The sequence below is a fragment of the Viridibacillus arvi genome, assembly GCF_001274945.1.
Lineage (GTDB): Bacteria > Bacillota > Bacilli > Bacillales_A > Planococcaceae > Viridibacillus > Viridibacillus arvi.
Genome location: NZ_LILB01000005.1, coordinates 1,634,113 through 1,653,120, shown reverse-complemented (window position 1 = coordinate 1,653,120; position 19,008 = coordinate 1,634,113). Strand labels below are relative to the sequence as shown.

At 35.4% G+C, this 19,008-nt stretch carries 18 protein-coding genes and 1 riboswitch; of the genes, 11 read left to right on the top strand and 7 right to left on the bottom strand.

Going from position 1 to position 19,008, the window contains the following annotated elements; all coding sequences use genetic code 11:
• Window positions 1-34: 34 nt before the first annotated feature.
• From AMD00_RS17045 to AMD00_RS17025, 5 genes are all read right to left on the bottom strand, one after another.
• Entirely contained in the window at window positions 35-790 is a 756-nt protein-coding gene (locus tag AMD00_RS17045) for an amino acid ABC transporter ATP-binding protein (RefSeq protein WP_053418181.1), read from the bottom strand.
• A gap of 17 nt (window positions 791-807) precedes the next feature.
• Complete coding sequence (locus tag AMD00_RS17040; RefSeq protein ID WP_053418180.1) at window positions 808-1,521, bottom strand: amino acid ABC transporter permease; 714 nt, start codon at window positions 1,519-1,521, stop codon at window positions 808-810.
• A gap of 12 nt (window positions 1,522-1,533) precedes the next feature.
• Window positions 1,534-2,241 carry an amino acid ABC transporter permease gene (locus tag AMD00_RS17035; RefSeq protein ID WP_053418179.1) on the bottom strand — a complete coding sequence of 236 codons (708 nt, stop codon included), beginning with the start codon at window positions 2,239-2,241 and terminating at the stop codon, window positions 1,534-1,536.
• An 84-nt stretch (window positions 2,242-2,325) separates the two neighbouring features.
• Entirely contained in the window at window positions 2,326-3,192 is an 867-nt protein-coding gene (locus tag AMD00_RS17030; RefSeq protein ID WP_053418178.1) for a transporter substrate-binding domain-containing protein, read from the bottom strand.
• A gap of 35 nt (window positions 3,193-3,227) precedes the next feature.
• A complete protein-coding gene (locus AMD00_RS17025) occupies window positions 3,228-4,403 on the bottom strand; it encodes an acyl-CoA dehydrogenase family protein (RefSeq protein ID WP_053418177.1) in 1,176 nt (391 codons plus the stop codon).
• A 112-nt stretch (window positions 4,404-4,515) separates the two neighbouring features.
• A riboswitch (SAM riboswitch) is annotated at window positions 4,516-4,618 on the bottom strand.
• A 333-nt stretch (window positions 4,619-4,951) separates the two neighbouring features.
• On the opposite strand from AMD00_RS17025, the gene AMD00_RS17020 reads away from it, so the two are divergent.
• Genes AMD00_RS17020 through AMD00_RS17005 form a run of 4 tightly spaced genes read left to right on the top strand, consistent with a single transcriptional unit; the run spans window position 4,952 to window position 8,438 of the window.
• Complete coding sequence (locus AMD00_RS17020; RefSeq protein WP_053418176.1) at window positions 4,952-6,136, top strand: betaine/proline/choline family ABC transporter ATP-binding protein; 1,185 nt, start codon at window positions 4,952-4,954, stop codon at window positions 6,134-6,136.
• A gap of 30 nt (window positions 6,137-6,166) precedes the next feature.
• A complete protein-coding gene (locus tag AMD00_RS17015; protein ID WP_038180651.1) occupies window positions 6,167-6,802 on the top strand; it encodes an ABC transporter permease in 636 nt (211 codons plus the stop codon).
• A gap of 15 nt (window positions 6,803-6,817) precedes the next feature.
• Window positions 6,818-7,750 (top strand): osmoprotectant ABC transporter substrate-binding protein, encoded by a 933-nt coding sequence (locus tag AMD00_RS17010; RefSeq protein ID WP_053418341.1) that lies wholly within the window; start codon window positions 6,818-6,820, stop codon window positions 7,748-7,750.
• Window positions 7,743-8,438: an ABC transporter permease gene (locus AMD00_RS17005; RefSeq protein WP_053418175.1), complete on the top strand. Its 696-nt coding sequence runs from the start codon at window positions 7,743-7,745 to the stop codon at window positions 8,436-8,438. Before AMD00_RS17010 ends, AMD00_RS17005 begins: the two co-directional genes overlap by 8 nt.
• 47 nt (window positions 8,439-8,485) lie before the next feature.
• Here the strand turns inward: AMD00_RS17005 and AMD00_RS17000 are convergent, their stop codons facing one another.
• Together AMD00_RS17000 and AMD00_RS16995 are read right to left on the bottom strand one after the other, a co-directional pair.
• The gene (locus tag AMD00_RS17000) at window positions 8,486-9,214 is read right to left on the bottom strand and encodes a hypothetical protein (protein WP_053418174.1); all 729 of its coding nucleotides are present in this window, start codon (window positions 9,212-9,214) and stop codon (window positions 8,486-8,488) included.
• The gene (locus tag AMD00_RS16995) at window positions 9,207-10,544 is read right to left on the bottom strand and encodes an AAA family ATPase (RefSeq protein ID WP_053418173.1); all 1,338 of its coding nucleotides are present in this window, start codon (window positions 10,542-10,544) and stop codon (window positions 9,207-9,209) included. The genes AMD00_RS17000 and AMD00_RS16995 overlap by 8 nt, the downstream gene beginning before the upstream one ends.
• Window positions 10,545-10,984: 440 nt before the next feature.
• Between AMD00_RS16995 and AMD00_RS16990 the strand changes: the two genes are divergently transcribed.
• The 7 genes from AMD00_RS16990 to AMD00_RS16960 all read left to right on the top strand — a co-directional run bounded on the left by AMD00_RS16990 (window position 10,985) and on the right by AMD00_RS16960 (window position 19,008).
• Complete coding sequence (locus AMD00_RS16990; RefSeq protein ID WP_053418172.1) at window positions 10,985-12,004, top strand: zinc-binding alcohol dehydrogenase family protein; 1,020 nt, start codon at window positions 10,985-10,987, stop codon at window positions 12,002-12,004.
• A 23-nt stretch (window positions 12,005-12,027) separates the two neighbouring features.
• A complete protein-coding gene (uxuA, locus tag AMD00_RS16985; protein ID WP_053418171.1) occupies window positions 12,028-13,104 on the top strand; it encodes a mannonate dehydratase in 1,077 nt (358 codons plus the stop codon).
• Window positions 13,101-13,937 carry an SDR family oxidoreductase gene (locus AMD00_RS16980; RefSeq protein WP_053418170.1) on the top strand — a complete coding sequence of 279 codons (837 nt, stop codon included), beginning with the start codon at window positions 13,101-13,103 and terminating at the stop codon, window positions 13,935-13,937. The genes uxuA and AMD00_RS16980 overlap by 4 nt, the downstream gene beginning before the upstream one ends.
• 65 nt (window positions 13,938-14,002) lie before the next feature.
• Window positions 14,003-15,253, top strand: a complete 1,251-nt coding sequence (locus AMD00_RS16975; RefSeq protein ID WP_053418169.1) for an MFS transporter — start codon at window positions 14,003-14,005, stop codon at window positions 15,251-15,253.
• A gap of 142 nt (window positions 15,254-15,395) precedes the next feature.
• Window positions 15,396-16,397: a LacI family DNA-binding transcriptional regulator gene (locus AMD00_RS16970; RefSeq protein ID WP_053418168.1), complete on the top strand. Its 1,002-nt coding sequence runs from the start codon at window positions 15,396-15,398 to the stop codon at window positions 16,395-16,397.
• A gap of 26 nt (window positions 16,398-16,423) precedes the next feature.
• A complete protein-coding gene (locus AMD00_RS16965) occupies window positions 16,424-17,374 on the top strand; it encodes a sugar kinase (RefSeq protein ID WP_053418167.1) in 951 nt (316 codons plus the stop codon).
• Window positions 17,375-17,505: 131 nt separating this feature from the next.
• Window positions 17,506-19,008 carry a UxaA family hydrolase gene (locus tag AMD00_RS16960; protein WP_053418166.1) on the top strand — a complete coding sequence of 501 codons (1,503 nt, stop codon included), beginning with the start codon at window positions 17,506-17,508 and terminating at the stop codon, window positions 19,006-19,008.

Below are 19,008 nucleotides of genomic sequence, written 5' to 3'. Positions count from 1 at the left end.
TCTTATAAAAATTTAGAGGTGGGCGTTTATGAATTTAAATAAAGAATGAATAATCTTCTGGTAGCACACGTTTTAAAAATTTCTTCGTACGTTCTTCTTTAGGTTTGACAAAAATTTCATGAGGATTACCTTCCTCAACGACAACGCCACCATCCATAAAGATAACGCGGTTAGCTACATCTTTAGCAAAGGACATCTCATGGGTAACTACAAGCATTGTTGTGCCCTCATTGGCGATATTCTTCATAACAGCTAGTACTTCACCAACAAGCTCTGGATCTAGAGCAGATGTAGGTTCATCAAAAAGAATAATATCTGGATTCAAAGCAACTGCACGTGCAATACCGACTCGTTGTTGTTGTCCACCTGATAGTTGGCTTGGATAAGCATCATATTTGTCGGTAAGACCAACTTTACTTAAAGCTTTTTTTCCGATTTCAATAGCTTCATTTTTTGGTACTTTACGTCCAATAATAAGGCCTTCTATGACGTTTTCAAGTGCAGTTTTATTGTTAAATAGATTATAGTTTTGAAAGACAAATGCAATTTTCTGGCGTATAGCATGAATGTCTTTTTTCTTTGCATCATGTAAATTTACATCAATTTCTCCGAAAGTAGCATGACCTTGATCGGCCTTTTCTAAAAAGTTAAGGCAACGGAGTAAAGTTGTTTTACCGGAACCACTAGGACCTAAGATGACAACAACATCCCCCTTATCAATGGATAAGTCGACACCCTTTAATATTTCATTATTGCCAAATGATTTATGCACATTTTTTATACTTAACATTTCATCACACCCCAGTTTTAAGCATCTGCTAATTTATATTTGTGTAAGTGTTTCTCGTACAATTTGAAGCCGTATTCGACAACACTACATAAGATTAAGTACACGATGAATATATCTATATATGCTTCAACATAGTTGTAACCTACGTTTGCAGCAACCTTAGCTTTCAAGGTGATTTCCTGTAAAGACATTGCGTAACCAAGAGAAGTAGCTTTGATGAGGTTAACGGTTGCTGTACAAATATTCGGTAGTGCTACTACAAGTGCTTGTGGAATGATGATGCGTTGGTATGCTTGATAAGTCGTTAAACCAACCGAATGTGCAGCTTCTAACTGTCCTTTGTTGACTGTACTTAGCGCAGAACGGAAAACCTCGATTAAAATGGCAGTAGTGCTAAATGAAAAGACGATAAAGGCGTACCAAATTGGATGAATTTTATAGACATCCATAGCAATATCATATTTTTTTAATAGTGCTGTTAAAATTAATGGAACGCTACTATAGACGATGAAAATTTGAATAATAATAGGTGTACCTCGTACAAAAGATACGTAAACTTGAGCTAAGCGTTGTATAAAAGGTATTCGATAAATACGTGTTAAAGCGAGTAAAAACGCAAGCGGTATAGCAATCAGTAAAGAAACGATAGTCACAAGTAAGGCCACTGGTACGCCAGACAATGCAATGAAAAATGTATCAATCAAAAATTTATAATTTAATCCTTCAGACATGTGGGTACCTCCTTATGTTGTCTCCAACGTTTTTTTACCTTTACTAAAGAATTTTTCAAGAATTGAGAAGACTTTTTCGATGATCAATGACAATACCCAGTAGATGATCGCTAAAGCGATAAAAATTTCAAGAGCATGTGCATTGATATTGCTGGCGATAATGAGATTGGCTTTTCCAACGACATCAATAAGCCCAATAGTATAAGCAAGTGCACCTTCTTGTAATAAGGCAATCATACCGTTACCAAGGTTGGGTAAAGCTACAACTAAAGCTTGTGGAAAAATAATGCGGCGATAGGCTTGAAAAGGTGTTAGGCCGACACTAACAGCGGCTTCGTATTGGCCCTTGTCAATTGAACCATAAGAAGAACGAATTACTTCGGACATAATGGCTGCAAATTGTAGTGTGAAAGTTACGATAACGAATATGGCTGTATCAATATCGTGCAAATTGAGGCCAAAATTTTCAGCTAATGCGGGTACACCATAATAAACGAGAAATAGTAACACAATCGAAGGTGTACAACGCATGATAGTTGTATAACCGTTTGCAAGTTTTTGAGCAATTCTACTGCTGCTCAATTTGGCTATTGCAAGTAATAAACCCAAAAAGGAACCTAGTAAAATGGACAGTCCTGCTATCATAAATGTCACCTTTAGAAAGGGGAGTAAAATAGGAAGTGACTCCCAGATGTAAGATGCATCAAAATATTTTTCCATATGCTCACCATTTTCATTTTGTATTGGAAAGGCTGTTGAGTTTAATGACTCAACAGCCTAAGGACGTTACTTATGCATAAGCAATTAACGTTCCGCTTGCTCAAGTACTTCAAATAAATCACGATCGTAGAATTTTTTACTCAGTTCATTTGTTTTTTGTTGTTCTTTAATTTGTTTTATAGCTTTGTCATATGCGTCTGCAAATTTCTGTTCTTTTTTGTTGTATAGCGGCCATGTTTTAATTACAGCAAATTCGTTGTACACAATGTCATTTGCTAATTTGTGATAAGCGCCGTCTTTGGCTGTAACTTGTTGGTTAAAAGGACCTTCGATCATTACACCACCATCTACTCGGCCTTCATTGACCCATTGAACAATATCGATAGTGAAAGCATCTCCAGCTTTTAGTTTTACTTTGTTATTTGGATTTTTTTTGTTGTATTCATCGATGACTGTATATTGAGCATTATTTGCGGCAATTGGTGCTAAAGAGTAGCCGGCTGTTGCAAAGTCTTTTAGCGATTTAATATTTTCATCCTCTTTACGTAATACTAAACCTGCACTACTTAAGCCAAGGAATTCTTTAGGGTAGATGAATTTTTCTGTACGCTCTTCTGTGAAGAAGGCGTTTTTGACACCAACTTGGTATTTACCTTGTTCGACACCAATTAATAAGTCGTCACTAGTCGTGCCTACATATTCAAATTTATAGTCTGGTAATAATTCATCCACTAGTTTCATCACTTCTACATCGTATCCAGTTGGATTACCTTGGTCGTCAATATATGAAATCGGCTTACTCGCTTGGTCAAAGGCAACTTTCACGGTACGTACTTTTGAGGAATCTCCTTTACCTTTAGAATCAGAAGCCTCGCTAGTAGAGCAACCAGCTAAAATTGCGATTGAAGTAATACCGACTGCTGCAAATTTTAATAGTTTTTTACTGAACATATCTTAAAACCCCTTTTTAAGTTAAATTTTTATTATTAATTCACAATCGAATTCTTTTTCTTTTGTTCTTCAATAGCTGTTAATGCTAATTTTGTTATAGTCATATCATCCATTGGAGGATTGTGTAGACCCGCGCGTACATTGCGGTAATACCTTTGCAATGGATTAGCGTTTTGTAAACTTTTTGCGCCTACTACTCGCATTGCTTTGTCAACGATATCAATGGCTGTATTAGTCACTGTATGTTTGGCAACAGCGATTTCATTGCTCAAAGAATCTCTTCGTTTTGGGTCGTCATAAGCTTCAGCTGTTCCATATAAGACAAATCTAGATTGCTGAAGTTTTAATTCAATTTCACCTAATAGATTCTGCACATTTGGTAATGAACTGATCGGTGCATTTAAACTATTTGGTTGATGGTGATTTGCAAAGTGAACGGCATAATCACGAGCTGCTTGTGCTATGCCTAAATAAGTTGCAGGAATATGCAATAACCAGCCGTTGATTTTACCTCCGCTTGGATGATTTGGTAATTCGACTAAATCCGAGTCACTTACTTTAACGTTTTGTAATATTAAGTCGTGACTTGATGTGCCACGCATCGACATTACATCCCACGTTTCTTCGATAGATACTCCTGCTGTATCTTTATGAATTAAAAAGAACCCAACTTGTTGTTTTTCCTCAATCCAAGCAGAAGTTAAAAAATAATCCAAAACAGGGGAAGCAGTTGTAAAAATTTTACGTCCATTTATAAGCCACTCATTATTTGAGCGAATGGCATTTGTTCCAGGACGTCCACCGCGAGTGGGGCTTCCAGTACGCGCCTCACTTACAGAACGATTTACAATAGCGCCATTTTGTACTTCATTTGCAAAGAAATTAAGTTTGTCATCTGTCCACAATTTTTGCTCATACAATTCTCCAACAACACCTAAAGTCCAGCCCATAGAAAGGGAAGTATTTTCATCGTAACTAGCAAGTGTTTCTTGCAAGAGGACCATATCGTAAACTGAAAATCCTCCTCCACCGAATTCTGTTGGTAAAGTGATAGCTGGATAGCCAATTTCTCGGAGTAGGCTAAAACTCTCTTTTGGAAAAATCGATAATTCATCTACTATTGCAGCGCCCTCAGTGATTTTTACTTTTAGTAACGCTAATTTATCTAACCATTGACGTTGTAGTTCTGTTTTTATAAATATCTCTTTCACAAAAAATCCCCTCATATCCCTCTAAAATTATAATTCTTATAGAATTACTATGCATTAAAGTTATAAAAAATCCCTCATTAATAAAAGAGGGAGCTTAAAAGTTGAGTATGCAATCTTATCTGTCAAGATTTCTCTTGCTGGAAGTAGCACCATTCCGTCAGACAGTGGTTGCTGAAGCTTCATCGGACCAGTCCCTTAGCTTCTCATGATAAGTAATTTTCTAATGTTTCAATTATCTTACTTTTTCTAAAGGTGAAAGTCAATATGAAAAACAAAGTATTTTTGTAGGGATTAAAAGTTATAGAAAAGAACCTAAGATTAGAGATGGAATTTATTGTGAATAAATGAAGTGTTTTAATTATCAATGATCAGCAGAGTGCAAGGAATCAATGCATTTATCGTATTGAAGCTAGCACATACATATAGCTTGCAATTGCAACGATTTATACAATAAAGTAAATATTTTCAATATTTTAGTTTTTTGAGGTTTAATGTCTACCGATAGGGGGTAAAAGAACTTAGGTTATAAAATTTGAGGGGGAATACTTATGCTAAAGATAGAGAATTTATCGAAAGTATATAGGGGTGGAAAGAAAGCCGTTGATGATATGAATATTGAAATAGAACGCGGTGAATTTGTTGCCTTTATCGGTACTAGTGGAAGTGGGAAAACGACTGCCATGCGTATGATTAATAGAATGATAGAACCAACCAAAGGCACCATTTATTTAGAAGGGGAAGATTTAGCGAAAAAGAACCCCGTAGCACTTCGTAGGAGTATTGGATATGTTATTCAACAAATCGGTCTTATGCCACATATGACCATTCGTGAAAATATTACGCTTGTACCTAAATTGTTGAAATGGACAAAAGACAAGAAAGATCAAACAGCAGAACGCCTCATTGAACTTGTAAATTTACCTCAAAGCTATCTCGATCTATATCCCGCGCAATTATCTGGTGGTCAGCAACAGCGTATCGGCGTGCTCCGGGCATTAGCCGCAGACCAAGACATTATCTTAATGGATGAACCATTCGGCGCATTAGACCCTATTACTCGTGACACGTTACAAGACTTGATGAAAGATTTACAGCAACGTCTTGGTAAAACTGTTATTTTCGTCACGCACGATATGGATGAAGCGATTAAATTGGCAGATCGCATTTGTATAATGCATAGTGGCCAAGTTATCCAATTTGATACTCCTGACAATATCCTATCTAACCCTGCTAACGAATTTGTTCGTGAATTTATTGGCTCTCACCGTTTAATGCAAGAAAAGCCAAGTGCAAAAATTGTTGATGATGTAATGATTAAACCAATCTCTATTACGTTAGAAAAAAGTATTAATGATGCTTTTCGTTTGATGGTAACAAAGCGTGTCGACACATTATTTGTTGTTGACGGCCAAAATCATTTGAAAGGTTATATCGATGTAGAGGGATTAACTAAAGCACGACATACCACTTCTAGCATTTCTGAAGCAGTAGAAAAAGACGTCTTTTATGTTAGTAATGGTACAAAATTACAAGATTCAGTACGACGTATTTTAAAGCGGAATTTAAAACATATTCCTGTTGTAGATGAAGAGCATCGTTTAATTGGACTTGTTACTCGTGCAAATATTGTGGATATGGTATATGACACTATTTGGGGTGATGAGGAAATAAATGAGGATGCAAATGATATTAATCTAGAGCAACAAAGTGTATCTAATAAACAACTTAACTAAATACTAACTAAATAGAAAGGACGTGAGTAGATGATTGACTTTATAACACAAAACGGCGGAGATATTGTACAAAAAACATGGGAACATTTTTATATATCTGCCATAGCTTTAATTTTAGGCATTGTCGTTGCAGTTCCTTTGGGTATTTTATTATCAAAACTACAGAGAACCGCCAAAATCGTTTTAGGCATTACAAGTGTTCTGCAAACACTACCATCATTAGCTATTTTAGCAATTATGATTCCATTCTTAGGAGTCGGGAAAATCCCTGCAATTATTGCTCTATTTATCTACACACTATTACCTATTTTAAATAATACGTATATTGGTATGAATTCTGTTAATTCAGGTCTGAAATCAGCCGGAATTAGTATGGGAATGACAAAAATTCAATCCATCGGGATGGTCGAGCTGCCATTAGCTATCCCTGTCATTATGTCGGGGATTAGATTATCAGCAGTCTATGCCATCTCATGGGCAACTTTAGCATCTTACATAGGAGCAGGTGGCTTAGGTGATTTTATTTTTAATGGACTGAACCTTTATCAACCGGAATTTATTATTGGCGGCGCTGTGTTAGTAACTATTTTGGCATTAATTACTGACTTTATATTATCTAAAGTAGAAAAGTGGGCTACACCAAGAGGTTTAAAAATTGAACGATAGGAGGGGAACATGCTTATGAAATATAAACAAATAATTACGATTAGCTTGATTATGACAGTGTTATTTTTATCTGCTTGTTCGCTGACTGGTTCAAGTGATGATAATGATGTGAAAATTGCTTCAATGACAACAACAGAAAGTAAGATTATGGCTAATATGCTGAAATTAATGATTGAACATGAAACGGATGAAAAGGTAGAACTGATTAATAACCTAGGATCAAGTGTCGTCCTGCATCAAGCAATGATTAATGGCGATGCAAATATTTCTTCAACACGTTATACAGGAACAGACCTTACTGGGGCTTTAAAAGAAGATCCTGTTAAAGACCCGAAAAAAGCGATGGATAATGTACAAAAAATATTCCAAGAGCGCTACGACCAAACCTTCTTCGACACATATGGTTTTGCAAATACTTATGCATTTATGGTCACGCGTGAAATGGCTGAAAAATATCATTTGAAAAAAGTGAGTGACTTAAAAGATATCGCAAAAGATTTACAGGCAGGCGTCGACAACTCATGGGTCAATCGTGTCGGGGATGGCTATAAAGACTTTGTGAAAACGTATGGCTTTGATTTTAAAGACGTATACCCTATGCAGATTGGGCTTGTCTACGATGCTGTAGAAGCAGGCAAAATGGATGTGATTCTTGGTTATACAACAGATGGTCGTATTGCAAGTTATGATCTTGTTGTATTAGAGGATGACCGACAATTTTTCCCACCGTATGATGCAAGTACTCTTGCAGTAAATGAATTATTAGAAGCAAAACCAAAAGTAAAAGAAGCGATTGAAAAACTAATAGGTAAAATTTCAACAGAGCAAATGCAAAAGCTTAACTATGAAGCTGATAACAATCTAGTTGAACCAGCTATTGTAGCCGAAAAATTCTTAGAAGAACATAATTATTTTGAGGATGAAGAAGGAGGGAAAAAGGATGACTGATTTAAATACATTCCAACAATTCTTTTACTACTTCTCTGAAAATGGTTCTTATGTATTTGAGCAATTTATAACACATTTTCTTATCTCAATTTATGGTGTAATCTTAGCAGCCATAGTCGGTATTCCACTGGGCATACTTATTTCGAAATACGCTAAATTATCAGGGTTCATCATTACGATAGCGAATATTATACAGACTATACCGGCGCTTGCATTACTGGCGATTCTTATGCTAGGCATGGGGCTTGGCAAAACGACAGTAATTATTACTGTATTCTTATATTCACTACTTCCGATTATTAAAAACACATACACAGGCATTAATAATATTAACAAAGACCTTACTGATTCCGGTAGAGGAATGGGTATGACACGCATACAAGTGCTGTATATGATTGAGTTGCCACTCTCACTCTCTGTAATTATTGCAGGAATTCGTATAGCCCTTGTTGTTGCAATCGGTATTACAGCAATCGGTGCTTTCATTGGGGCAGGTGGACTCGGGGATATTATTATCCGTGGTACAAATGCTACAGATGGTACAGCGATTATTCTAGCAGGTGCCATTCCAACAGCACTGATGGCTGTTATAACAGATTTGATACTTGGTTTCATAGAGCGCAAGTTGGACCCAGTAAAACGTCATAAAAATTTAGCTACACCAACAGTACAAAGCTTGAATGAGTAATGGAAAAGCCTTGAAACCAAAACTATTTGGTATCAAGGCTTTTATTGTTACTCGTTAATCATTTTCATATAATCGAACATTAGAGATACATTCGAAAACCTTTCCAAAGAGGCAAGGTCAGCAGATATGCTTTGCCAACTTTCCATATATTTTTCTTCTAATGTCATACTAGTTGAAATGGGTAAAAAATTTGAAAGAAATTCTTCTATCGGCTTTTGTTCATTTTCTAAAAACTCCTCAACCTCACGCACTTTATAACGTGTTTCCGGATTGGCTTCGTTAAACAAAATATGTTCAAGTGCTCTAGAAAAATAATAAATTTGATAATTCACTTTGCCAGATAAAATTGAATTGAGCGTTCGCATAGTATGAATGTTTTTGCTTTTTAATTTGTTTCTTTCAATAATTTTGCTTTGTTGATTACTATTGGGAACACTGATGTTTTTAGCGTTATAGAGTGTTAATCTATCTTGATTTTCATCAATAATTACGGCGGATTCATCAATAAAGCAGCCGTCTGTATCGGCTATTTGGATAATTGCCAATAAATCTTTAGGGCCTAATTTCATTTTGTTAATATAGCTTTTAACGCGATCTCCAATTAGGTTTTTTATATTGGAGCTCTTTTGATTTAAATCCCCCATAATGTCCCCTTTAATAATATCGAATCTAATTTCATTATTATTAAATAATGTACGTATTCGATCGTATAATAAAGCTTCTTCACAGGCACCTTCTACTAGTAACAAGACGACTTTTTTCGCTTTATTACTCATTTATAATAGCCGCTTTTCTAAATGCTCGTTTCATATCATAAGCATTCGTTTCCTTGTAAATTGCTTCGTCTTGACCACCTAACTGAATTGCACGCAAATAGACATCTCTAGGATTATTAAGCTTTTTGACACCCTTTAATTGCATATAGCGATTCTCTTCATTCGTAGTAGTGAACCATAAATTATGGATTGGTAGTACTTCAAGTATACGTAAATTATGAGAAGTGAATATCAATTGGCCCGCTCCGTTTTCATGGATAATTTCAAGTAGTTCACCTAATAAGTACTCAAATACACCAGCATCTAATTCATCAATAATAACGCATGCATTGGGATTGTTATAAACAGCGATAAGTGTACTTAAGATAGAAATTATCTTCAATGTACCCTCGGATTCACATTTCAATGGTAGCTCAATGTCGCCTTTTCGGGAGAGAAACTCAACGAGCACACCATCAGATCCGTCATTCAATTTTTGGGTATGAAGAACATGAATTTTAATCTGTAAACCAGGAATAAGCATTTTAAGGACAATGTTTGTTTGTTCTATTAATTCTTTCATTGCATTGAACATGTCTTTTGGTAGTAAAGTAGTATCTTCTAATTTGGAAGGAATCACACCACGTTTATTTTCGAGATGTATATTAAAAGGCATCGTAATATTAGAGATTAAGTTACCAAATTGCGTATTATCAATGATATGCAAGTCTCTTTTGAAGTCAAAAATAATATTTTGAATGAGTGCCATTTCCACTTCATCTAAATAATTGGGAAGAATATTTCTAACTTCTTTTCTGAAAATAAAAGAAGAATGATTTTCTTTAGAAAGATGGTTTGCTACTAATACTTTAACTCGATCATTTTGGTTTAAAGAGGTGAGATTGGTTGTGCGGATAGTAACTTCCTCTCCGTTTTTTGAAAGTATATTTTTAAAGCGTTTACCCCGTTTATTTTCTCGATAATTTAAGCTTTCTGCTATAACATTTAACCTTTGTTCACCAACTACAAGTGAAACAGCGTATTTTAAGAAGTACTCGCCAAATTTATTTTTGATGATGAATTGGAAATTTAGTTGTAAAGATGATTCACCGTAGTATATATGTAGGTGATGAACATGGGGAAGTTTTTTATTTATCCCACCATCTAAGAGTGCCGATAAAATTTGAAATGCTTGTACAACAGCAGTCTTACCTGAACCATTTTGACCATAGAATCCAATAACATTAGCTTCTTCTAATTTGTTAAAGTTTGTATCGATATGAAATGTTCCGTATTTGACGTTTTTTAGGTTGTTTAATGTGACATCTAGAACTTTAATAATCGGTTTCATGTACTTCCTCCTAAAAACGAACTGTTTATATTATTTAGATAAAGGAAGAAAAATATACTAAATTTAATAATAAACTCGAAGTTGTTAGGCATTATTCATGACATTTACTTCACTAGTATTCTATCCATTTATTTACACTAATACTAAATTCATCTTATTAAAAACAGTGGAAATATAAATAATTGTCCAAATTAATAATTGATTTTGAAAAATCTATCCTTTATAATTTCACTAAACCGGTTTAGTAACTATATTACATTAATACTAAACCGATTTATTATCTATAAATACCTAAATTAGCTACATAGAACGACAAAATTCTACAAAGTAAAAAAATTGATTGATATAAGTAATGTGAATTCTAATTAGAATCTATGAATTTACATCTAAATTAGAAAAACTACTTAGAACTATTAGATTTTAAAGAAGGGGTGTTGAAAATGAAAGCGCTTCAAGTATTAGGGCCATATGAATTAGTGATGCAAGATATGGAAAAACCACAAGTAAAAGAAGGTACAGATGTACTTGTAAAAGTTAAGCGTGTTGGGATATGCGGGTCAGATATGCATATTTATCATGGGACAAATCCACTTGCTACATTACCTAGAGTTGTTGGTCATGAGGTAACAGGAGAAGTAGTAGAGATTGGTTCCGAAGTGACGAATTTAAAAGTAGGAGACCATGTCGTTGTAGAACCAATTAGTTACTGTGGAAAATGTTATGCGTGCCGTAAAGGTCAACCTAATGTATGTGAGCAATTGTCTGTTTTCGGTGTTCATGAAGATGGCGGTATGCGTGAGTGGATCGTACTGCCGGAGAAGCAACTTCATGCAGTAGATTCAGCACTACCATGGGAAGAAGTAGTGTTGGCGGAACCATATACAATTGGTGCGCAAGCTGTTTGGAGAGGCGGAGTAGAAAAAGGAGATACCGTTTTAATCCAAGGAGCAGGTCCGATTGGAATTTGTATTTTGAAACTAGCGAAAATTCAAGGGGCAAAAGTTTTTATTACCGATTTAAGTGAAGAACGTCTTGCCTATGCAAAACAATTAGGGGCAGATGAAATCATACAAGTAGGTTCAGAAGATGTGAAGGAACGTGTGATGGAAATAACAGACGGTGAAGGAGCCAATATTGTGATTGATGCAGTATGTTTACCTTCAACTTTCGAATTGTCATTTGAAGTAGTGTCTGCAGCAGGTAACATTGTCGTGTTAGGTTTTGACGAGCGTCCAGCGGCTATTTCACAATTACCAATTACAAAAAAACAAATTACAGTAACTGGATCACGTTTACAAACCTACCAGTTCCCTAAAATCGTTCAATTATTGAATGAAGGAAAGTTACGTCATGATGGTTTAATTACACATACATTTACAGTCGATCAAGTCCAAGAGGCTTTTGATTTTATCGAGAAACACCCAGATCAAGTTAGAAAAGCGATTATTACATTTGATTAATATAAAAATGTCGGAGGTGCTTTATGAATATTACATTTAGATGGTATGGACGAGGAAATGACACAGTTACTTTAGAACATGTAAAGCAAATCCCAGGTGTACAGGGAATTGTTTGGGCATTACATCAAAAACCGGTCGGTGAAGTTTGGGAAAAAGAAGAGATTCAGAGTGAAGTAGATTATATTCAAAGTTTTGGATTCCATACAGATGTAGTGGAAAGTGTGAATGTCCACGAATCGATTAAATTAGGTATTTCTGAACGCGATCAGTACATCGAAAATTATAAGCAAACAATACGTAATCTTGCAGCAGTCGGAGTTAATACAATCTGTTATAATTTCATGCCGATTTTCGACTGGACACGTACAGAAATGTTCCATCCTTTAGAAGATGGTTCAACAGCATTATTCTTCGAAAAAGCTAAAGTGGAAAATTTAGATCCAAAAGAACTTATTAACACTGTAGCTGCAGCGTCAGATTTAACACTTCCAGGTTGGGAACCAGAAAAAATGGCGAAGATTTCTGAACTATTCGAAGCATATAAAGAAATCGACGAACAACGTTTATGGGAAAACCTAGAGTATTTCCTTAAAGCTATTCTACCAGTAGCTGAAGAGTGCGATGTGAAAATGGCAATTCACCCGGATGATCCACCATATTCAATTTTTGGCTTACCGCGTATTATCACAGGTGACCAAAGCTATGAAAAATTAATCGAAATTTCCGATTCTCCTTCAAATGCATTTACATTCTGCTCGGGTTCTATGGGAGCAAGTCCTGAAAACGATATGGTGAAAATTGCAGAAAAATATGCATACCGCTCGCCATTTGCTCATATTCGCAACGTGAAAATCTATGACAATGGTGACTTTGTTGAAACATCCCACTATACACAAGATGGCTCAATCGATGTCAAAGGTATTGTAAACGTATTGTATAAACAAAATTATGCAGGTTATGTAAGACCAGACCATGGGCGTCATATTTGGGGAGAAAAATGTAGACCAGGTTACGGTTTATATGATCGTGCATTAGGAATTATGTATTTACTTGGCCTTTGGGATGCTTACAAAACAGCTGAGGAAGGTAATACGAAATGATACCAATTCACGAAAATTTAACTGATAGAGTGGCTGTAATTACTGGAGGGAGCGGTGTTTTATGCTCCCGTATGGCAATTGAGCTTGCTCGTCATGGGATGAAAATAGCTATCTTGAATAGAACAGCTGCAAAGGGACAAGTCATTGTTGATGAAATAGTATCAGCAGGTGGGACGGCTATTTCAGTTGTAACAGATGTCCTGAGTCGTGGTGAGTTAGTACAAGCGAAAGAACAAGTTTTGAAGCAATTTGGTCGTATCGATTTATTAATTAACGGAGCTGGCGGAAATGATGATGATGCTATAACATCAACTGAAATTTATGAAGAAGAAACAGAGTGGAAAAGTTTCTTTGATTTAAAAGAAGAAGGATTTTATAAAGTTTTTTCTAGCAATTTCACAGGAAGCTTTTTGGCTAGTCAAGTATTTGGGGAAGTACTTTTAAAAAGTGAATCACCTTCAATTATTAATATTTCTTCTATGAGCGCTTACTCTCCAATGACTAAAGTACCAGCGTATAGTGCTGCAAAAGCGTCTATTAATAATTTTACTCAATGGATGGCTGTTCATTTTGCTGAAGCGGGGTTACGTGTAAATGCAATCGCCCCAGGTTTTTTCTTAACAAAACAAAATCATAATTTATTGATCAACGAAGAGGGTGGCTATACACCACGTTCTAAAAAAATATTAACCGCGACTCCGATGAAACGTTTCGGTCAGCCAGAAGATTTACTTGGCACATTATTATGGCTTTCTGATGAAGCTTATTCAGGCTTTGTAACAGGAATAACAGTACCTGTAGATGGCGGTTTTATTGCTTACTCAGGAGTGTAAGAGAAATGTGAATTTTGTACGATTTTACTAAATCGGTTTATTAAAATGACAATTGGGGTGATTTTATGTTTTCACAAGGCAGAGGCGTTGTAATAGCATTTTTATTTTTAGCTGGTGTGATTAACTATCTTGACCGTTCTGCACTATCGATTGCAGCACCGTTCATTAAAGATGATTTATCGTTAACAGCAACGCAAATGGGGATTATTTTCAGTAGTTTCTCTGTTGGATATGCGTTATTCAACTTTTTCGGAGGTATGGCTTCAGATAAATTCGGCGCAAAAATGACGCTTTTTGTAGCGATGATTGTTTGGTCATTATTTAGCGGAGCATTAGTTTTAGCAGTTGGATTTGTTAGTATGATTGTTATCCGTGTGTTATTTGGTATGGGTGAAGGACCGTTATCAGCCACCATAAATAAGATGGTCAATAACTGGTTCCCGCCAAATCAACGTGCATCAGTTGTCGGATTAACCAATAGTGGTACACCACTTGGTGGAGCAATTTCAGGACCAATCGTTGGTTATATTGCTATAGCATATGGTTGGAGAATTTCATTTGTCGCAATTATGATTATTGGTTTAATCTGGGCTGCTTTCTGGTGGAAATTCGTGAAGGAAAAGCCTGAAAAAGCTGCAGACAATGTTCAAAAAGATGATATGGGTTTAATAAAAGAAAGCAAATTAAAATTTACCTTCTATATTAAACAAAAAACTGTTTTATTTACTGCATTTGCATTTTTTGCTTATAACTATATTTTATTTTTCTTCTTAACATGGTTCCCGAGTTATTTAGTAAGTGCACGAGGATTGAGTGTTAAGGATATGAGTATTATAACAGTTATTCCTTGGGTATTAGGTTTTATTGGTCTTGCAATGGGTGGTTTTGTTTCAGACTTTATTTATAAAAAGTTTTTACAAAAAGGTGTTTTGTTCTCTCGTAAATTAATACTTGTATCGTGTCTATTCCTTTCAGCATTATGTATTGGATTTGCGGGTTTAGTAACAACAACTGTAAGTGCAGTTGCTTTAGTAGCGGCATCTGTCTTCTTCTTATACTTAACTGGTGCAATTTACTGGGCAATTATTAATGATGTAGTAGATCAAAGTAATGTAGGTTCAGTAGGAGGTTTCATGCACTTCTTAGCAAATACTGCAGGGATTATTGGACCAACTTTAACAGGTTATCTTGTAGATACTACAGGAACATATACTGCAGCATTTTTATTAGCAGGGGGCTTAGCAATAGTTGCTTCACTAGCGGTAATTCGTTTCGTCAAACCTATTATTAAGCCAAATGAAGAGACATTAGCTTAAGTGGATTAAAATATCTTCATGCATAGGGAATCATTTTTCACTTTCGGTCTTCAATAAATTGTAAAAATTGTACTGGAAGTGATAATACCCTATAATTTTAATAAATAACTAAACCGATTTATTAAAAATGGAGAGATGACAAATGGAGCGAGTGACAATGGCTGATGTAGCCAACAAAGCAAATGTTTCGAAAAGTACGGTATCACAGTATATTAATAACCGTTTTGAATATATGAGTTTGGAAACTAAGAAGAGAATTGAATGTGCGATAGAAGAGTTGAATTATCAACCAAACATTATTGCACGTAGTTTAAAACAAAAAAAGACATATACAATCGGTGTTATAGTCGCGAATATCTTGCACACATTTTCAACACAAGTTATTCGAGCAATTGAAGATGAGTGCCAGCGCAAAAATGTAAATGTCATAGTTTGTAATGCAGATGATCAACCTTCTAAAGAAAGAAAGTATATAGAAACACTTAGAGCAAAACAGGTGGATGGATTAATAATTTTCCCGACAGGCGGCAATTTAGACTTATATAAAAAGTTAGAGAAAAGTGGGTATCCTCTCGTTTTTGTTGATAGAACTGTAGAAAACACTGACATAACTTCAGTGTTATTAGACAACGAGAAAGCCTCATCTCTTGCTGTTGATCATTTAGTGGGAAAAGGTTATCGAAATATCGCATTTTTAACAACCTCTATTGAGATGAATATTACCCCTCGTATAGAGCGGATGGACGGATTTAAAAAAGCATTACAAAAACACAACTTACCACTATTAGAACAGTTATTCGCAGGTGAGGAGATTCATAAAATGCAGGAAAAAATGCATTTTATGTTTTCACAAGACAAAGTACCTGATGCAATTATTTGTGGGAATGACCTGACATTACTTGAAGTTTTAAAGTTTTGTCGAAAAAAGGCGTTAACAATTCCTACAGATGTTGCTTTGGTCAGTATAGATGAAGTTAGCTTCTCAGAAATATATAATCCTCCAATCACAGTTGTAACACAGCCATCTTATGAAATTGGCACATATGCTGCACAGCAGTTATTACAAAAAGCAGATGAACATGAAAAAACAGAAGAAACTATTATCCGTTTTGAACCAAAATTAGTAGTACGTTCTTCAACGTAAAAACAAAAAGAATGGGAGCGAATATATTGGATGTACTAACAATAGGTGACGCACTCATCACGATGAATCCTATGTCTAATGGCCCTTTAAGATTTGTAAATTCCTTTGAAAGAAAAGTTGGAGGAGCAGAGCTTAATGTAGCTATCGGCTGTTCAAGATTAGGATTGAAAACAGGTTGGATTAGCCGTTTAGGACAGGATGAATTCGGCAGGCATATTTATTCATTTGCTCGAGGAGAAGGTATTGATGTTGAGCATGTGAAGCTAGTGGAAGGTTATCCAACGTCAGTGTATTTTAAAGAAATTTTAAATGGCAATCGTATCAACTCATATTACTATAGAGGGAATTCTCCTACAGAAACATTGAAAACTACTGATATAGATGAAGAATACGTAAAGCAATTCAAAGTCATTCACATAAGTGGCGTATTTTCAGCCATTCATAAAAACAACCGAGAAATTATTTTAGCATTATTAAAAATAGCTAAAAAAAATAATGTTTATGTTACTCTTGATCCTAATATTCGCCTGAAATTATGGAGCGCTGAAGAAGCACGCAATACATTATGTTCTTATTTACCATATGTAGACATGATAATGATGGGCGAAGAAGAAGCAGAAATATTATTTTCAACAAGTAAAATGGATGAACTAACTCAACTTTTAGAAGAAACTTATAGCATCAAGAATTTTGTTTTAAAGCGTGGAGCTAAAGGTGCAGTTGGTTACGAAGACGACCAAATCACTTCATCACCAGCCTTAGAAAATTTAGAAATTGTCGACGAAATTGGTGCAGGAGATGCCTTTGCATCTGGTTATATTTACGGCATTATTAACGGTTGGACGATGGAGAAACGTTTAAGCTTTGCAAACTCTGTGGCAGCATTCGTATTAACAGTACCAGGAGATAATGAAGGTTTACCTTATATGGAGGATCTAGAAAAATTCCTAGGTTTAAAGAAAGATATACAACGATAGTATAGACGCAAATCGAATAGGACAAAAAAATGCATGTAATATTTTTCATTAACTTAATTGTATATTGAAATAATACATGCATCTTTTATTTTAGTGGACTATTTAATCTTTCAAGAAGGGATTGTTACTAAGTGGAATCTCAAAAAACTACGCAAATCAATATAGCTGATAATGTTGCCATTGCATTGGAAGATTTAGAAAAGTGCTATGTAATTCGATTACAAGATAGGGAAATTGCTTTGAATGAAGATATAAAACGTGGACATAAAATCGCCATTCAACCAATTCAAAAAGGAAGCAATATTATAAAGTATGGCTATCCAATTGGTAGCGCAACAGTAGATATTGCTATCGGAGATTTTGTCCATAGTCATAATTTAAAAACCAATCTAGCAGGCGAATTGAGCTATACATACGAAGGCGAAAAAGTATTAGCACAAAAAGCAGAAGTCATTTCAGTTCCAACATTTAAAGGCTACCGTAGGGAAGATGGAAATGTTGGAATTCGAAATGAGATTTGGATTATCAACACTGTTGGCTGTATTAATAAAGTAGCTGAAAATCTTGCTAGATTATGTAATAACAGCTTAAAAGCAGCTAACTTTGATGGTGTTTATCACTTTGCACATCCATATGGTTGCTCTCAACTTGGTGATGATTTGAAATACACGCAGAAAATTCTTGCAGACTTAATCCACCATCCAAATGCAGGAGGCATCGTTGTACTTGGTCTAGGCTGTGAAAACAATTACATCGATTTATTCAAAGATGCTGTTGGAGATTACAATCCAAAACGAGTGAAATTTCTTAGCGTGCAACAAGTAGATGATGAAATGGAAAGTGGCATGGAATTAGTAGAAGAGGTATTTGAGTACGTTTCAACATTCCATCGTGAAGAAGTGCCTGTTTCAGAGCTAAAAATAGGGTTGAAATGTGGAGGTAGTGATGGGTTATCAGGCATTACTGCAAATCCACTTTTAGGTTCATTTTCAGATAAATTAATCCAGTTTGGGGGCTCAACACTCCTTACAGAAGTACCAGAAATGTTTGGTGCTGAAACGATTTTAATGGATCGTGCAAAAGATCGATCAACATTCGATGATATCGTCAATTTAATCAATGATTTTAAACACTATTTTATAAAATATGACCAACCTGTTTATGAGAATCCATCCCCTGGAAACAAAGAAGGCGGTATTACAACGTTAGAAGAAAAATCGTTAGGTTGTGTTCAAAAGGGTGGCTTTGCCACAGTTCAAGACGTATTAGAGTACGGCGATTTACTTCAATCTAAAGGATTATCCTTATTGCAAGGACCAGGAAATGATCTAGTTTCTGTAACCGCATTAGGTGCGAGTGGGTGTCAAATTGTTCTTTTTACAACAGGACGTGGTACACCATTTGGTGGTCCAACTCCAACAGTTAAAATCTCAACAAATACACCGCTTTTCAATCGCAAAAAGAATTGGATAGATTTTAATGCTGGAAAATTAGTTGAAAATACTGAAATGGAACAGCTCACAAATGAATTCTTCGATTACATTATTCAAGTAGCATCAGGAGAAGTGCATACAAAAAATGAAGTAAATGGCTTTAAAGAAATTGCGATCTTCAAAGATGGAGTAACAATGTAA

Excerpts from the sequence above, each read along its gene's own strand:
- AMD00_RS17045 (WP_053418181.1), bottom strand. The coding sequence starts at position 790 with ATGTTAAGTATAAAAAATGTGCATAAATCATTTGGCAATAATGAAATA.
- AMD00_RS17040 (WP_053418180.1), bottom strand. The coding sequence starts at position 1,521 with ATGTCTGAAGGATTAAATTATAAATTTTTGATTGATACATTTTTCATT.
- AMD00_RS17035 (WP_053418179.1), bottom strand. The coding sequence starts at position 2,241 with ATGGAAAAATATTTTGATGCATCTTACATCTGGGAGTCACTTCCTATT.
- AMD00_RS17030 (WP_053418178.1), bottom strand. The coding sequence starts at position 3,192 with ATGTTCAGTAAAAAACTATTAAAATTTGCAGCAGTCGGTATTACTTCA.
- AMD00_RS17020 (WP_053418176.1), top strand. The coding sequence starts at position 4,952 with ATGCTAAAGATAGAGAATTTATCGAAAGTATATAGGGGTGGAAAGAAA.
- AMD00_RS17015 (WP_038180651.1), top strand. The coding sequence starts at position 6,167 with ATGATTGACTTTATAACACAAAACGGCGGAGATATTGTACAAAAAACA.
- AMD00_RS17010 (WP_053418341.1), top strand. The coding sequence starts at position 6,818 with ATGAAATATAAACAAATAATTACGATTAGCTTGATTATGACAGTGTTA.
- AMD00_RS17005 (WP_053418175.1), top strand. The coding sequence starts at position 7,743 with ATGACTGATTTAAATACATTCCAACAATTCTTTTACTACTTCTCTGAA.
- AMD00_RS17000 (WP_053418174.1), bottom strand. The coding sequence starts at position 9,214 with ATGAGTAATAAAGCGAAAAAAGTCGTCTTGTTACTAGTAGAAGGTGCC.
- AMD00_RS16995 (WP_053418173.1), bottom strand. The coding sequence starts at position 10,544 with ATGAAACCGATTATTAAAGTTCTAGATGTCACATTAAACAACCTAAAA.
- AMD00_RS16990 (WP_053418172.1), top strand. The coding sequence starts at position 10,985 with ATGAAAGCGCTTCAAGTATTAGGGCCATATGAATTAGTGATGCAAGAT.
- uxuA (WP_053418171.1), top strand. The coding sequence starts at position 12,028 with ATGAATATTACATTTAGATGGTATGGACGAGGAAATGACACAGTTACT.
- AMD00_RS16980 (WP_053418170.1), top strand. The coding sequence starts at position 13,101 with ATGATACCAATTCACGAAAATTTAACTGATAGAGTGGCTGTAATTACT.
- AMD00_RS16975 (WP_053418169.1), top strand. The coding sequence starts at position 14,003 with ATGTTTTCACAAGGCAGAGGCGTTGTAATAGCATTTTTATTTTTAGCT.
- AMD00_RS16970 (WP_053418168.1), top strand. The coding sequence starts at position 15,396 with ATGGAGCGAGTGACAATGGCTGATGTAGCCAACAAAGCAAATGTTTCG.